The following is a 14,575-nucleotide window of genomic DNA, read 5'->3' as shown; positions in this document are numbered from 1 at the left end:
GGCTAACTGCGGCTTGATTAAGACAGCGTTAATCGCCAGCGTGATATCGTCCGGGTAATACTGAAAGGGATTGTGCAGTGCGATTGTTACTGGTTGAAGACGACGAGATGATCGGTGAAAGTATCGAGGCCGGCCTGCGGAGTGAAAACTACGCACTGGACTGGGTGCGCGACGGCGCCAGCGCCGAGCTGGCGGCGGCAACCAATAATTACGACCTGGTGCTGCTCGACCTGGGCTTGCCGCGACGCGAAGGCATGGCCGTGCTGCACACCATGCGCGCGCGCGGTATCGACGTGCCGGTCCTGGTGGTCACGGCGCGCGAAGGCACAGCCGCCCGCATCGAGGCGCTGGATGCGGGCGCCGACGATTACCTGGGCAAGCCCTTCGACCTGGACGAGTTGCTGGCCCGCATCCGCGCCTTGCTCAGGCGACGCGTTTCGCGCAGCAGTTCGGTGATCGTGCATGGCCGCCTGAAGGTCGACCTGGCCAGCCACGTCGTGACCCGCGACGGCGCCCAAGTCACACTGTCCGCCCGCGAATTCGCGGTGCTGCGCGTGCTGCTGGACGAGCCGGGCGCCGTGGTGCCCAAGCGCCAGATGGAAGATCGCCTGTACGGCTGGGAGACCGAAATCGAGAGTAATGCGATCGACGTCTACATCCACCACCTGCGCAAGAAGCTTGGCGCCGACCTGATACAGAACGTCCGCGGCGTCGGCTACAAGGTGGCCGCGCCATGATGTCCACCGTACGCCGCCAACTGCTGGTCGGCATGCTGTGCGCCACGCTGGTTGCCACCATGGCAGCCGGCTGGTTGCTGTATCGCGCCCTGCGCACCGAGACCAATGAGTTGGCCGACTTCCAATTGCGCCAGCTGGTCAACGCCCTGCCCGACAGGCTCGCGTCCGACGTCCTCCAGCGAGCGGCAGAAGACCCGGACGAGGAATTCGTGCTGCAGGCCTGGGATGCCAACGGCACCTTGCTGTACGACTCGAAACCTTCGGCGCAAGTGAATCAATACAACCGGCCAGGGTTCTCCGTCGTCAAGCAGCACGGCGCTGCCTGGCGCGTCTACGGTGATGCCGCCAACGGACGGTATGTGCAAGCGAGCCAGCCGATGGCCGTGCGCAACCACATGGCTGCCGCCATCGCCCTGCGGACCGGCTTGCCGCTGCTCGCTTTCGTCGCCCTGATGGCCTTACTGGTGCAAGTGGTGGTCAACCGCGCCATGCGCCCGCTGGAATTCCTCACCAAGGCGGTGGCGCATCGCTCACCTGCCATGCTCGAACCCCTGCCGCCAGATGGCTGGCCCGGCGAACTGACGCCGGTCGTGCATGCACTGAACGGGCTGCTGGATCGTTTCGGCCGGTCGCTGGAAACGCAGCGCACTTTCGTCGCCGATGCGGCGCACGAACTGCGCTCGCCAATCACCGCCCTCAAGCTACAGCTGCAATTGATGGAGCGTGCCGACAGCGACGAGGCTCGCCGACTGAACTTCGGCAAGCTGCACGAGCGGCTTGACCGCACCAGCCACCTGGTACACCAGCTGCTTAACCTGGCAAGGGCGGAAGCCGGCCCGGCGCGGCAGGACTTGCAGAATGTGGATTTACGGCGCCTGGCCTGCGATGCGGTGGCCGATTACAGCACTTTGGCGGCAAGCCGCAGCGTCGATCTTGGCGTGGAAGGGCAAGAGGCGGTGTACGTGCGGGCGGAACCGGATAGCCTGCGCATCCTGCTCAACAACTTGCTGGACAACGCCTTGCGCTATGCACCGGAAGATGGAAGGGTCGATGTCGTCGTGCAGCAGCAAGGCCGAGGCGCCCTGCTCCGCGTCAGCGACAACGGGCCGGGCGTCAACCAGGTCGACCTGGAACGCTTGTCGGACCGCTTCTTCCGGCCGGAAGGCAGCCGACCCGGCGGCTGCGGCCTGGGGCTGTCGATCGTCCGCCACATCGCCGACAACCACGGCGCGCGCCTCGGCATGGAAAACCGCGAAGGCGGCGGCTTCAGCGCCTCAGTCGAATTCTGAGTTTATTCGCCGAGGTAGGCGGCTTTCACGCGCGGGTCGTGCAGCATGTCGTCGGCCTTGCCGGTCATGGTGACCGCCCCCGACTCCATCACGTAACCGCGGTCGGCCGCTTGCAGCGCCAGCTTGGCGTTCTGCTCCACCAGCAGGACGGTGATGCCCTGCTTGTGGACGTCGCGGATCACTTCGAAAATCTTTTCCACCATGATCGGCGACAGGCCCATCGAAGGCTCGTCCAGCAGCAGCAAGTGCGGGTGGCACATCAGCGCGCGCGCCATGGCCAGCATCTGCTGCTCGCCGCCGGACAAAGTACCTGCCAGCTGCGTGGCGCGCTCTTTCAGGCGCGGGAAGACGCTGAACCACTTTTCGATATCGGCTGCAATGGCAGCCTTGTCGTTCATGGTGTAGGCGCCCATCATCAGGTTTTCGGTGATGGTCATGCGGGTGAAGACGCCGCGGCCTTCCGGCACCATGGCCAGCTTTTTCTCGACCAGGTGGAAGGACTGCGAACCTTTCAGGGACTGGCCCATGTAGGCAACCGTGCCCTCCACCTTGCACGGCGGCAGGGTGCCGGTGATGGCCTTCAGCGTGGTGGTCTTGCCCGCGCCGTTGGCGCCGATCAGGGTCACCAGTTCGCCTTCGTTGACTTCCAGGTCGATGCCTTTGACTGCCTTGATGCCGCCGTAAGCGACCTTCAGGCCCGATACTTTCAACACATTGGCGCCCATCAGTGCGCTCCTCCCAGATAGGCTTCAATCACGGCTTTATTGCTTTGGATTTCGGCTGGCAAGCCTTCGGCAATCAGCTTGCCGTATTCGAGCACGCTGATACGGTCGCACAGGCCCATCATCAGCTTCACATCGTGCTCGATCAGCAGCACGGTCTTGCCTTCGTTCTTGATCTTGACCAGCAGCTCGCGCAGCGCCAGCTTTTCGGTGGCGTTCATGCCGGCGGCCGGTTCGTCCAGCGCCAGCAGCTGCGGATCCGTAGCCAGGGCGCGGGCGATTTCCAGGCGGCGCTGGTCGCCGTAGGACAGGTATTTCGAAGTGCGGCTGGCAAACTGGCCAATACCGACGAAGTCCAGCAATTCCTGCGCGCGCTTGCGGATCGCCTGCTCTTCTTCACGTGCAGCCTTGTGGCGGAAGATGGCGCCGAATACGCCCTGGTGCGAGCGCACGTGGCGGCCCACCATCACGTTTTCCAGCGCGGTCATTTCGCCGAACAGGCGGATGTTCTGGAAAGTGCGGGCAATGCCGGCCTTGGCGACGGCGTGAGGAGCGGACGGCGAGTAAGGCTTGCCGGCCAGCTCGAAGGTGCCGGTGTCCGGCTGGTACAAGCCGGTGATCACGTTGAAGAAAGTCGTCTTGCCGGCGCCGTTCGGGCCGATCAGGCCGTAGATCTGGCCTTTGTCGATCTTGATGCGCACGTCGGTCAGCGCCTGCAGGCCGCCGAAGCGTTTGTTGACGCCTTCGATATTCAGGATTACTTGTTCGTTCATCTCTACCAACCTCATGCTGCCATTACGCCGGTGGACTGGCCTTTGGAGTCCGCATCGCCATCCGCGGGACGATCTTCATGCTTGGGCGAAGGCCACAACCCCGCGGGACGGGTCAGCATGATCACCACCATGGCCAGGCCGTACAGCAGCTGGCGCAGCACTTCCGATTCGATCAGCACTTTGCCGAACAGCTTCATTTGCAGCGGTTCGACCACGTGGCGCAGGACTTCCGGCAGTGCCGCCAGCAGCGCGCCGCCCAGCACCACGCCTGGAATATGGCCGATACCGCCCAGCACCACCATGGCCAGCACGGCGATCGATTCGGTCAGCGAGAAGGATTCCGGCGACACGAAGCCCTGGAAGGAGGCGAACATGGCGCCTGCCACGCCGCCGAAGGTAGCGCCCATGGAGAACGCCAGCAGCTTCACATTGCGGGTATTGATGCCCATGGCCTTGGCCGCGATTTCGTCTTCGCGGATCGCCACCCAGGCGCGGCCCAGGCGCGAGTGCTGCAGGCGGCTGGTGACGAACACGGTCACGATGGTCAGCGCCAGGAACAGGAAGTAATAGGCGTTCACCGACGGCATGGAGAAGCTGCCGATGAAGACCGTGGCGCGCGAGCCCTGTTCGCCTGCCAGGTTGACGCCGAACACGCGGATCGGGTCGATCAGGTTGATGCCTTGCGGGCCGTTGGTGATATTGACCGGATCATTCAGGTTGTTCATGAAGATACGGATGATTTCACCGAAGCCCAGGGTCACGATGGCCAGGTAGTCGCCGCGCAGCTTCAGGGTCGGTGCGCCGAGCACGGCGCCAAAGAAGCCCGCCAGCGCGGCAGCCATCGGAATGATCACCCACACCGACAAGTGGATGCCGTTGGTGCGGATATCTTCGCCCAGCACGGAAGCCAGCGCTTCGCCGACCGCCGGATTCATATTGATCAGCGATTCCAGCACGGTGGCGAACTGCGGCGATGCCAGCAAGCCTGTCATGTAAGCGCCCACCGCGTAGAAGGCGATATAGCCCAGGTCCAGCAAGCCGGCAAAGCCCACCACGATATTCAGGCCCACCGCCAGCATGATGTAAAGCAGCGCCAGGTCGGCGATACGCACCCAGGAGTTGCCGAACTGCGCGGCAAAAAACGGGAAGACGAGTAGCGCGGCCGCCAGCAGCGCCATGCTGATGTAAGCCTGCTTTGGATTTTTTTGTACGTCGAAATTCAGCATAGTCAGATCCTTATCAGGCGCGGTCGGCCACGCGCTCGCCCATGATGCCGGACGGACGCACCGTCAGCACCAGGATCAGCACGATGAAGGCGAAGATGTCCTGGTAGTGCGAACCCAGGAAGCCGCCCGTCAGTTCGCCGATATAGCCGGCGCCCAGCGATTCAATAATGCCCAGCACGATGCCGCCGATCATGGCGCCGTAGATATTGCCGATACCGCCCAGCACCGCGGCGCAGAAGGCTTTCAGGCCAGGCATGAAACCCATCGCAAACTGGATGGAGGCGTAGTTGGCGCCCCACATCACGCCCGCCACCGCAGCCAGCGCGGCGCCGATGGCGAAGGTGGCAACGATGATCTTGTTCGAGTCCACGCCCATCAGGCCGGCGACGCGCGGGTTCTCCGCCACGGCGCGCATGGCGCGGCCCATTCGGGTACGCTCCACCAGCATCACCAGGCCAAACATCGAGACAGCGGCCAGCACCAGCAGCAGCACCTGGGTCACCGTGATCACGGCGCCGCCCACCATGATTGGCTCGGTCGGCAGCAGTTGCGGGAACGGCAGCGGGTTGCGACCCCAGATCATCATGGCGAAGGTTTGCAGCAGGTAGGACACGCCGATAGCGGTAATCAGCGGCGCCAGGCGCGGCGCATTGCGCAGGCGGCGGTAGGCGATGCGCTCGATCAGGATATTCACCAGCATGCAGGCCGGGATGGCGCCGATGATGGCGATGCCCAGTTGCACATAGCCTGGCAGGCCAGGCGCATACACACCCAACAAATTCAGGATGGAGAGGCCGATCATCGCGCCGATCATCAGCACGTCGCCGTGGGCGAAGTTGATCAGGTTCAGCACGCCATAGACCATCGTATAACCGAGGGCCACCAGCGCATACATACTGCCCAGCACCAGGCCGTTAAGAATTTGTTGGATAAATGTATCCATCGTCTGCCTTTAATGACTAATAAAAACGGCACCCAAGGTTAACCCTCGTGGTGCCGCCGATTGGAAGCGTTCGCCATGATAGCGATGTTTCCGAAAAACTAATCGCGGAAAATCCGCGCCTCGCAAAATTTAATTCAGCCGAGTCCTTTTGGCAATGGGAAAGTGACCGCTTCTTCCACGCCTTCCAGCGTGCGAACGCTTTTTGCGCCCAATTCTTTCAGGCGATTGATCACAGCGTCGACCAGCACTTCCGGCGCCGAAGCGCCCGCCGTCACGCCCACGCGCAGCTTGCCATCCAGCCAGGCCGGATTAATCTGCGTCGCGTTGTCCACCATATAGGCCGGGGTGCCCTTCTTCTCAGCCACCTCGCGCAGGCGGTTGGAATTGGAACTGTTTGGCGAGCCCACCACGATCACCACTTCCACCTGCGGCGCCATGAATTTCACGGCTTCCTGGCGGTTGGTGGTGGCGTAGCAGATGTCGCCTTTTTTCGGCTCAATAATATTCGGGTATTTTGCCTTCAGGGCTTCGATGATTTGTGCCGTATCATCCACGGAAAGTGTCGTTTGCGACACATACGCCAATTCGTCCGGTTTTTTCACCTGCAAAGCCGCCACGTCCTCAACCGTTTCGACCAGGTACATGCCCTCGTCGGTCTGGCCCATGGTGCCTTCGACTTCCGGGTGGCCCTTGTGGCCGATCATGATGATCTCGCAGCCTTGCTTGCGCATCTTGGCCACTTCCACGTGGACCTTGGTCACCAGCGGGCAGGTAGCGTCGAAGATGGACAGGCCACGCGATTCCGCTTCGGCGCGCACGGCTTTGGACACGCCGTGGGCCGAGAACACCAGGGTGTTGCCGGCCGGGACGTCGTCCAGTTCTTCAATGAAGATGGCGCCCTTGGCGCGCAGGTCTTCCACCACATAGGCGTTGTGCACGATTTCGTGGCGCACATAGATCGGCGCGCCGAACTGCTGCAGTGCGCGCTCGACGATCTCGATGGCGCGGTCAACGCCGGCGCAAAAGCCGCGCGGCTGGGCGAGGAGGATTTCTTTGTCCATTGTTCTTACAGCACAGAGATAAGGTTCACTTCAAACTTGACCGGCTGTCCTGCCAGCGGGTGGTTGAAGTCGAAGATGGCGACGTCGTCGCGCAGTTCGCGCAGGACGCCGGCGAAACGGCCGCCGTTAGGGGCAGCGAAGTCGACCAGGTCGCCGATTTTGTATTCATTTTCCGGATCCGAGTTCTCGTCCAGCGTAGCGCGGGTCACGGCTTGCACCAGGTCCGGGTTGCGCGGGCCAAAAGCTTCGCCCGGCGCCAATTCGAACACCTTGTGCGTTCCTTCCGGCAGACCGATCAGCAGTGCTTCCAGGTTCGGCGCCAACTGGCCCTGGCCCAGCATCAGCGTGGCAGGATTGCCCTCGAAGGTGGAGACGATATTGGTGCCGTCCATCGAGGCAAGACGGTATTGCAGGGTGAGGTAGGCCGAAGCAGTGACAACGTTAGTCATGGAAACAACTCTGGTGACAGGCAAACCTCTATTGTAAGCCATAGCGCGCCGTACGGCGCGGCAGCCCGCCTCGGGTCCCGCACAAAACCTGACCCAGCGCAAATGGTGCTCGCGCGCCGCGCCAGATAATGGGCGACGGAGGTGACCATGGCAATTTCTGACTGGCCAGAACAGCTGCGCCCACGAGAACGATTGTTAAAAGCCGGGCCGCAAGCCCTGTCCGACGCCGAATTGCTGGCGATCTTCCTGCGGGTGGGCATTCCCGGCAAGGATGCGGTGGCGCTTGCCACCGACCTGCTGGGCCGATTCGGCTCGCTGCGCTCCCTGATCCATGCCAGCCGCGCTGAATTTACCTCGGTGCCCGGCCTGGGGGCCGCTAAATATGCGCAGCTGCAGGCCGTTGTCGAATTGGCACGCCGCGCGATTTCCGAGGAAATGTCATGCGGCGAAGAGATGACCTCGCCGCACGCCGTGAAGGATTTCTTGCGGCTCTCGCTGGCCGGCCAGCCGTATGAATCTTTCCATGTGCTGTTCCTGGACGTGAAAAACCGCCTGATCGAAGCCTGCGAATTGTTTCGCGGCACGCTCACACATACCAGCGTTTATCCGCGCGAAGTGGTGCGGGAAGCCTTGGCGCGCAACGCCGCTTCGGTCATGCTGGCCCATAACCACCCGTCCGGCTCGCCCTCGCCCAGCGAGTCCGACCTGCTGCTGACAAGGGCGCTGGTGCAGGCGCTGGCCCTGGTGGATATCCGCATCCTGGACCATTTTGTGGTGGCCGGGCACCAGGTCCACTCCTTCGCAGAACATGGTCAAATCTAGGGCTTCCAAAATGTTAAATCCAGCAATTTGCACACGACACAATTGTTTTTCGCAAGTGCTTGAAAAAGCTCAGAAAATTCCATATACTCTTGTTTTTCCAAATTCGGAAGTAATCAAAGGAGTGTGCCATGGCACGTGTTTGCCAAGTAACTGGGAAGAAGCCGATGGTCGGCAACAACGTTTCCCACGCAAACAACAAAACCAAGCGTCGTTTCCTGCCAAACCTGCAGAACCGTCGTATTTTTGTTGAATCTGAAAACCGCTGGGTCTCCCTGCGTCTGTCTAACGCCGGTCTGCGCGTAATCGACAAGGTCGGCATCGACGCCGTCCTGGCCGACATGCGTGCTCGTGGCGAGAAAGTTTAATAGGGAGCTGAATCATGGCAAAAACTGGCCGCGACAAGATCAAGCTGGAATCGACCGCTGGTACTGGTCACTTCTACACCACTACCAAAAACAAGCGCACCATGCCTTCCAAAATGGAAATCATGAAGTTCGATCCTAAAGCACGTAAGCACGTGATGTACAAGGAAACCAAGATCAAGTAATCGATCTTCGGTTCGAACAAAAAACCGCCCCGTGGGGCGGTTTTTTTATGCTTGCCTGATTAATTCAGGGCAGGCAATTGAGCATCGAGCAGCTCTTTTTGCATCTTCAGGATCGCCGCTTCTGCCGCACGTTGTCCAGACAATCCAGGGGCCGCTTTAAACTCGCTGAAAGGCGCATGGCCACTGCCACTCACCTTCTTGGTGTCGACCAGCTTGCCATTCTTGTCCACGATCGAACATTGCAGGTCGACAGTGAAATCAGTCGGCGGCCAGGTCAAGGCGCTCGAAGAGTCGGAGTTGACATTAATGGTTGGCGTAATCAGATAGCTCACACCTTTCGCAGCCATCGTCTCGTGGTCGTCTGCACTCTTCACCTTGACGACACTATCAAATACGTTGCTCAGCATCTTGTACAAACCGACCTCAAGGTCCCGGTATGGGACAGAGGTCACCTTATCGCCACCACCGCCGGGCGTTTCAACTTCCTTCACCAGCAAATCGGCAGGAATGAAATATGCGACTTTGGCCTGGCTCTTGGCTTTGGCATCTGCAGGCAGGGCGATTTTCTCAATTTTCGGCGAGATAATTACCGGGTGCGCGCAGCCGGTCATGATCGCAGCCACCGCCAATACGAAAGCGAACTTCAGACTTTTCATTGTTCGCCTCACTTATTTGATGGCTTTAGCGAAATCTGGGTCCGCATACAGCGACGCCAGCAGCTTCTGTACCGTGTTATGGTAGCCATTGATGGCGGCCGGGATAGCGGTAGCGCCAATGAAGGAAGATTCCCAGGAATTGTCGACAGACTTCACGCCGTCATATACCGCAACGCCGCCTTTGGTAACGACAAAATGGGCGGAAATACTGGCAGTACCGGTGCTGAAACCGGAACCATCCAATTCATTCTTAACCAGGTTGCCGGTCACCATGGTATCGGAGCCGACTGCCAGCTTGTTTGCCAACGAAAGTTCCTTGCGCAGGGCATCCGCCAGGTAGGCGTCGTAGTTGCCAACTGGCGAAGACATCGGGTTACCGCGGATCGACAGGGAGGTTGGCGATGGCGAGGCGAATTCGCCGACCTTGGCTTTTACGTCACCCATATTGTTCAGGGCCGACACGTTATCCATGGAAGGGGAATAAACCGGGGCTGTTAATGCACAGCCGGACAGTGCAGCAACAGCCACAACCATGACACCTAGCGAAGCGAACGACTTCATATTTTCCTCAGGAAAGTTACAAAAAATCCATTATCTCTTTGGAAAATACTATTGCGCAAGATTATTTAATTTTTACAACCACCTTCTGTCTGAAGTTGGAGACGTTTGCCGACGTGGATCGCCACCACCCTGCCCTCGTGCATCATATGGCGGATGGCCAGCTCGCGGTCGCCGGTCTCCACCATCATCCAGTCGGCGTGTTCAGGGTGCGGCTTGACGGCGTCGCCATACACACGCTGGAGCTTGGAAAACGGATCGCCGATGCGCACCTTACGGTCGGTGCTGTAGCCACCGGAGATATCAACGCGCGCCACAACCTTTTTCACAAAGGTCACAGTGACATTCGGATAGCGCCGGGAACGCGCCACGCGGCACGATTTGTCTTCGCTGATGAACTTGTCGGCCTCCAAGCCGCCAAAGGTCTTGCCCAGGTTTTCGTAACGGGCGCCGACTTTGTAGGGGCCCAACCCATCCGGCTTGATTTCCCAGCTCGCTGCCTGGGCGCCGCCCGTGACTGCCATCGCCAACACTAAACCCCACCAACGCATGCCGCCTCCCGAAATATAATATTTATGTGAGGCAACAATATACCAGTTTAGTGCATGGCTTTGACGTTCTCTTGCGTGATGCTGAAGACTTCCGCCTTTTCACGGCGTGATTTTCTTAAGATCGGAACGCTGGCGGGGTTGCAGTGATAGGCCAATAAAAAACGGCCCCGAAGGGCCGTCAGTATGCGGAGGCTGCAGCGCTTAAGCGTAGCTGCGCAGGCGCATGGAGAATTCTTGCAGGGACTTGATGCCCGACGCTTCCGCGCGCTCGCACCAGTCTTGCAGTTTCTGCACCAGTTCATCACGGGTGAAGTGCGAACGCTCCCACAGCATGCCCAGTTCCACGCGCATATTGTGCATGGTTTCCAGGGCCTTGGAGTGCTGGAAAAGTTCCACCAGCTGCTGCTGTTGCAGTGCTGCCAATTTGCCTGGTTCGCGCTGCAGCAGCTTGCGTGCAGATTTCGGGAAGCGCGCATTGAGCTGCGACTTGTCGGTCAGCTGCGCCAGTTCCTCTTTCCAGGCGTGCTTCACGGACTTGGCATACTTGGCCATCACGTCGTAGCGGTTGGCGATCACGGACTGCAGGGTCTCGAAGTCGGCCTTCACCTTGGCGGTGTCGAACTTAGGCTTCGGCGGCATCTTCTTCACTTTGGCCAGGCCAACGATTTCCATGGCGCGGATATAGCCCCAGCCGATGTCGAACTCATACCACTTGGACGACAGCTTGGCCGAAGTCGCATAGGTGTGGTGGTTGTTGTGCAGCTCTTCGCCGCCGATGATGATACCCCAAGGGATGATGTTGGTCGCCGCATCGGAGCAATCGTAGTTGCGGTAGCCCCACCAGTGGCCGATACCGTTGATGATGCCGGCGGCGGTCACAGGGATCCACAGCATCTGCACGGCCCACACGGTGATGCCCTTGGCGCCGAACAGGATGAAGTCCAGGATCAGCATCAGCGCCACGCCCTGCCAGCTGAATTTGCTGTACAGGTTCCTTTCGATCCAGTCGTCCGGGGTGCCGTGGCCGTACTTCTCCAAGGTTTCCTTGTTCTTGGATTCAGCGCGATACAGCTCGGCGCCTTCCCAGAACACTTTCTTGATGCCTTTGGTGACCGGGCTATGCGGGTCTTCTTCGGTATCGCACTTGGCGTGATGCTTGCGGTGGATGGCAGCCCACTCCTTGGTCACCTGGCCGGTGGTCATCCACAGCCAGAAACGGAAGAAGTGCGAGGGGATTGCGTGCAGTTCCAAAGCACGGTGCGCTTGGTGGCGATGCAGGAAAATCGTCACGCTGGCGATAGTGATGTGGGTCAGGATCAGCGTAACGCCAACCGTAGCCCATGCGCCCAGGCCGGTCACGCCATTGCTGATGAAATCGAGAACTGCGCTTAAATCCATTACAACTCCAAGTGATGTACCACGAATAGGCGCAATTGTACGCGCATTCGGGAGTGATTAGAGGAAGGTTTTCCCTCAGGAACTGATTATTTTTTAGGCAGATGCTCGGCTGCGGGCTCTGGTAGAGGGCCGAGCAATCGAACCTCGCGTTGCGGGAACGGTACAGAGACGTTGTTCTCTTTCAAGGCTTTCCAGATTGCCCGATTGACATCGGAAGTCACGCCGCCGCGGCCGTTTTCCGGATCCTGGATCCAGAAAGCCAGCGCCAGCTCCAGGCCATCGGCGCCGAAGGCTTGCAGCATGCCGGACGGGCCCTTATCTTTCATGACACGCGGCACGGTGAGAGCCGCCTCTTCCATCAGCTTGAGCACGAAGTCCACATCGCTTTCGTAGCCAACGGTGACGCGGGTGACGATCACCACCGCCGGATTCGACAGCGAAGAATTCTGCACCGCGCCGGACACCAGCATTTCGTTCGGGATGATGGCTTCCACGCCGTCGGTCCCTTGCAGCACGGTGTAACGCGTGTTGATCTGCGTGACCTGGCCGGTGTACTTATCCACCGTGATCACATTGCCGATGGTCAGGCTGCGGTCCAGCAGGATGATGAAGCCGGAGATGTAGTTGCTGGCGATTTTCTGCAGACCGAGACCAAGGCCGACGCCGAGCGCACCGCCGAAGACGGAGAGCGCAGTCAAGTCCAGCCCAACCAGCTTCATGCTGACCAGGACCGCGAACAGCAACAGCAGCGCACGCCCCATGCGCGCCAGCACGACGCGCAGGTTGGAGTGCAGCGACTGGATGTGCATCAAACGCTCGTCCAGCGCAGTGCCGGCCCACATCGCCAGCAACAGCAGCACAACCACCGAGATAGCACCCTGCAGCAAGTCGGCGATGGAAGCCTTGTCACGTCCCATCGGCACGTGGGTGGTTTCCATCCAGCGGAAGATATCGTCCCACAGATGCGTGATATAGAGCACGAAGGCCAGCCAGACCAGCAGCTGGAACACCTTCTCGAAGGTTTGCAGGCCCTCTCCCACCACGCCACCGCGCGCGAAGACGCGGCGAAGCATATAGAAGCCGAAGCGTATCACCGCCAGCGAGCTGAAGATCGGAACTGCAACCTTGAACAGGTTGGTGTGCAGGGAGTAATGCTCCAGCAACTTTTGCGCGCCCCACAGCAGCGTCACAATGGCCAGCGGCCCGACTACGCGGCCGAAGCTCTCCAGTCCAAAACGCGCCACATCGTTCTGCCCCGCCCGTGCCTTCACGCCACGGAACAGGACGCGCGAGAGCGACCAGCCCAGCAAGATGGACAACACGATCGCACCCACTTGCCACATCAGGCCCGGATCGCGCAGGTCCCCCAGAAGATCATTCAGCAAATTCGCCAACGGCATCGTTCGACTTTCTCCTTATGGTCGAGCCCGTGTCCCACCATGGGGTCACACCCGTTTCGAGACACGAGCTCTGCAATGTTACGGCCGTGCCCGTGTCCCATTTCGGGTGTGACCCCAAGGTGGGACACGGGCTGGGCTGTTGTTATTCTTCGTCGGCCTTGGCTGGCTTGGCCATCGGCTTGCGTTCGAAGACGGCGGCGAAGAAGCCGTCGGTTTGGTGCTTGTGCGGCAGCAGTTTCAAATAGTCGCCCATTTCGAGGTTGGCGATTTTTTGCTCGGCCAGCACCTTGCTCATTGGGACCAGCTCGAAGTCGGGGTGGGTGGCGATGAAGTTCGCGGCTACGGCGTCGTTTTCTTCGTTCAGCAGCGAGCAGGTGGCGTACACCAGGCGGCCGCCGCCTTTGACCAGGCGCGCGGCGCCGTCCAGGATCGAGACTTGTTTTTCGTGCATTTCGGCGATCGCGCTTTCGTCCTGGCGCCATTTCACGTCCGGGTTGCGGCGCAGCGTGCCCATGCCGGAGCATGGCGCGTCCACCAGCACGCGGTCGATCTTGCCTGCCAGGCGCTTGACCTTGGCATCGCGTTCGTGGGCGATGGCGACCGGATGCACGTTCGACAGGCCGGAGCGCGCCAGGCGCGGCTTCAGCTTGGCTAAACGCTTCTCGGATACGTCGAAGGCGTACAGGCGACCGGTGTTGCGCATCTGTGCACCCAGGGCCAGGGTCTTGCCGCCGGCGCCGGCGCAGAAGTCCACCACCATCTCACCGCGCTTGGCGCCGAGGATTTGTGCCAGCAGCTGGCTGCCTTCGTCCTGCACTTCAATCGCGCCGGATTTGAATAGCGGCAGGTTTTGCAGCGCTGGCTTTTTACGCAGGCGCAGGCCGAGTGGGGAGAACGGGGTCGGTTCGGCAATGATCGGTGCCGTCGCCAGCTCAGCGATTACGGCATCACGGTCAGTCTTCATGGCGTTGACGCGCAGGTCCAGCGGGGCTGGCGTGTTCAGCGCATCGGCCAGGGCCAGGGTTTCATCTTCGCCGTATTGGGCGGACAGCTTGTCGAACAGCCATTTCGGCATATTCGCGCGCATCGATTTGTGCAGCAGGGAGCGGTCGATTTCCAGCTGGCGCTTCAGCCATTCGGATTCGTCTTCCGACAGGCCCGGCAGCGCGTCGATACCGACGGCATCGGCCATGCCCAGCAACACAAGGCGGCGCATGGTGGCGCCGCCGGAAACACCGGCTTCCGCGCGGTCGCTGAAGAAGGCTTTGTTACGCAGCACGGCGTACACCGCTTCAGCGATGGCGCCGCGCTCGCGGCCGCCCAGCTTCGGGTGCGCTTTGAAGAAGAACGACAACGTGGTGTCGGCGGGCGCGGTGAAGCGCATGATTTCACGCAGCACGTTTTCGGCGCTGGTAAGGACGTATGGTGGCAAACGCATGGTGT

17 protein-coding genes are annotated in these 14,575 nt (G+C 60.3%); 5 read left to right on the top strand and 12 right to left on the bottom strand.

Annotation, left to right across the window (positions count from 1 at the left end; all coding sequences use genetic code 11):
- The first annotated feature begins 77 nt into the window (after positions 1-77).
- Both AC1RTP_RS12945 and AC1RTP_RS12940 read left to right on the top strand, forming a co-directional pair.
- The gene (locus tag AC1RTP_RS12945) at positions 78-737 is read left to right on the top strand and encodes a response regulator (RefSeq protein ID WP_498608025.1); all 660 of its coding nucleotides are present in this window, start codon (positions 78-80) and stop codon (positions 735-737) included.
- On the top strand, positions 734-2,026 hold the full coding sequence (locus tag AC1RTP_RS12940; RefSeq protein ID WP_498608024.1) for an ATP-binding protein: 1,293 nt from the start codon (positions 734-736) through the stop codon (positions 2,024-2,026). The genes AC1RTP_RS12945 and AC1RTP_RS12940 overlap by 4 nt, the downstream gene beginning before the upstream one ends.
- A gap of 2 nt (positions 2,027-2,028) precedes the next feature.
- Here AC1RTP_RS12940 and AC1RTP_RS12935 read toward each other — a convergent pair whose 3' ends face one another.
- From AC1RTP_RS12935 to AC1RTP_RS12910, 6 genes are all read right to left on the bottom strand, one after another.
- Positions 2,029-2,751, bottom strand: a complete 723-nt coding sequence (locus AC1RTP_RS12935; protein WP_498608023.1) for an ABC transporter ATP-binding protein — start codon at positions 2,749-2,751, stop codon at positions 2,029-2,031.
- Positions 2,751-3,521, bottom strand: a complete 771-nt coding sequence (locus tag AC1RTP_RS12930) for an ABC transporter ATP-binding protein (RefSeq protein ID WP_498608022.1) — start codon at positions 3,519-3,521, stop codon at positions 2,751-2,753. Before AC1RTP_RS12930 ends, AC1RTP_RS12935 begins: the two co-directional genes overlap by 1 nt.
- An 11-nt stretch (positions 3,522-3,532) precedes the next feature.
- Entirely contained in the window at positions 3,533-4,747 is a 1,215-nt protein-coding gene (locus AC1RTP_RS12925; RefSeq protein ID WP_498608021.1) for an ABC transporter permease subunit, read from the bottom strand.
- 13 nt (positions 4,748-4,760) lie between these two features.
- Entirely contained in the window at positions 4,761-5,690 is a 930-nt protein-coding gene (locus AC1RTP_RS12920) for a branched-chain amino acid ABC transporter permease (protein ID WP_498608020.1), read from the bottom strand.
- A gap of 134 nt (positions 5,691-5,824) precedes the next feature.
- Complete coding sequence (gene ispH, locus AC1RTP_RS12915) at positions 5,825-6,751, bottom strand: 4-hydroxy-3-methylbut-2-enyl diphosphate reductase (protein ID WP_498608019.1); 927 nt, start codon at positions 6,749-6,751, stop codon at positions 5,825-5,827.
- A 5-nt stretch (positions 6,752-6,756) separates the two neighbouring features.
- A complete protein-coding gene (locus AC1RTP_RS12910; RefSeq protein ID WP_498608018.1) occupies positions 6,757-7,200 on the bottom strand; it encodes an FKBP-type peptidyl-prolyl cis-trans isomerase in 444 nt (147 codons plus the stop codon).
- Between the two features lie 147 nt (positions 7,201-7,347).
- Between AC1RTP_RS12910 and radC the strand changes: the two genes are divergently transcribed.
- The 3 genes from radC (at position 7,348) to rpmG (ending at position 8,569) form a co-directional block, all read left to right on the top strand.
- Complete coding sequence (gene radC, locus AC1RTP_RS12905; protein ID WP_498608017.1) at positions 7,348-8,022, top strand: RadC family protein; 675 nt, start codon at positions 7,348-7,350, stop codon at positions 8,020-8,022.
- Between the two features lie 128 nt (positions 8,023-8,150).
- Positions 8,151-8,387, top strand: coding sequence for a 50S ribosomal protein L28 (gene rpmB, locus AC1RTP_RS12900; RefSeq protein WP_008451488.1), 237 nt, complete (start codon positions 8,151-8,153; stop codon positions 8,385-8,387).
- Positions 8,388-8,398: 11 nt separating this feature from the next.
- Positions 8,399-8,569, top strand: coding sequence for a 50S ribosomal protein L33 (gene rpmG, locus AC1RTP_RS12895; protein WP_028101815.1), 171 nt, complete (start codon positions 8,399-8,401; stop codon positions 8,567-8,569).
- A 59-nt stretch (positions 8,570-8,628) separates the two neighbouring features.
- On the opposite strand, the gene AC1RTP_RS12890 is transcribed toward rpmG, so the two are convergent.
- From AC1RTP_RS12890 to AC1RTP_RS12865, 6 genes are all read right to left on the bottom strand, one after another.
- Positions 8,629-9,225: a hypothetical protein gene (locus tag AC1RTP_RS12890; protein WP_498608016.1), complete on the bottom strand. Its 597-nt coding sequence runs from the start codon at positions 9,223-9,225 to the stop codon at positions 8,629-8,631.
- Positions 9,226-9,237: 12 nt separating this feature from the next.
- Entirely contained in the window at positions 9,238-9,786 is a 549-nt protein-coding gene (locus AC1RTP_RS12885) for a hypothetical protein (protein WP_498608015.1), read from the bottom strand.
- A gap of 65 nt (positions 9,787-9,851) precedes the next feature.
- Positions 9,852-10,334: a hypothetical protein gene (locus AC1RTP_RS12880; RefSeq protein ID WP_498608014.1), complete on the bottom strand. Its 483-nt coding sequence runs from the start codon at positions 10,332-10,334 to the stop codon at positions 9,852-9,854.
- Positions 10,335-10,535: 201 nt separating this feature from the next.
- The gene (locus AC1RTP_RS12875; RefSeq protein WP_498608013.1) at positions 10,536-11,732 is read right to left on the bottom strand and encodes a DesA family fatty acid desaturase; all 1,197 of its coding nucleotides are present in this window, start codon (positions 11,730-11,732) and stop codon (positions 10,536-10,538) included.
- An 86-nt stretch (positions 11,733-11,818) separates the two neighbouring features.
- Entirely contained in the window at positions 11,819-13,132 is a 1,314-nt protein-coding gene (locus tag AC1RTP_RS12870) for a mechanosensitive ion channel family protein (protein WP_498608012.1), read from the bottom strand.
- Between the two features lie 142 nt (positions 13,133-13,274).
- Complete coding sequence (locus AC1RTP_RS12865) at positions 13,275-14,570, bottom strand: RsmB/NOP family class I SAM-dependent RNA methyltransferase (RefSeq protein WP_498608011.1); 1,296 nt, start codon at positions 14,568-14,570, stop codon at positions 13,275-13,277.
- Positions 14,571-14,575: the final 5 nt, after the last annotated feature.

The sequence above is a fragment of the Pseudoduganella sp. GW821-FHT11H04 genome (assembly GCF_058807935.1).
This window is presented reverse-complemented; position numbering and strand designations above follow the sequence as displayed.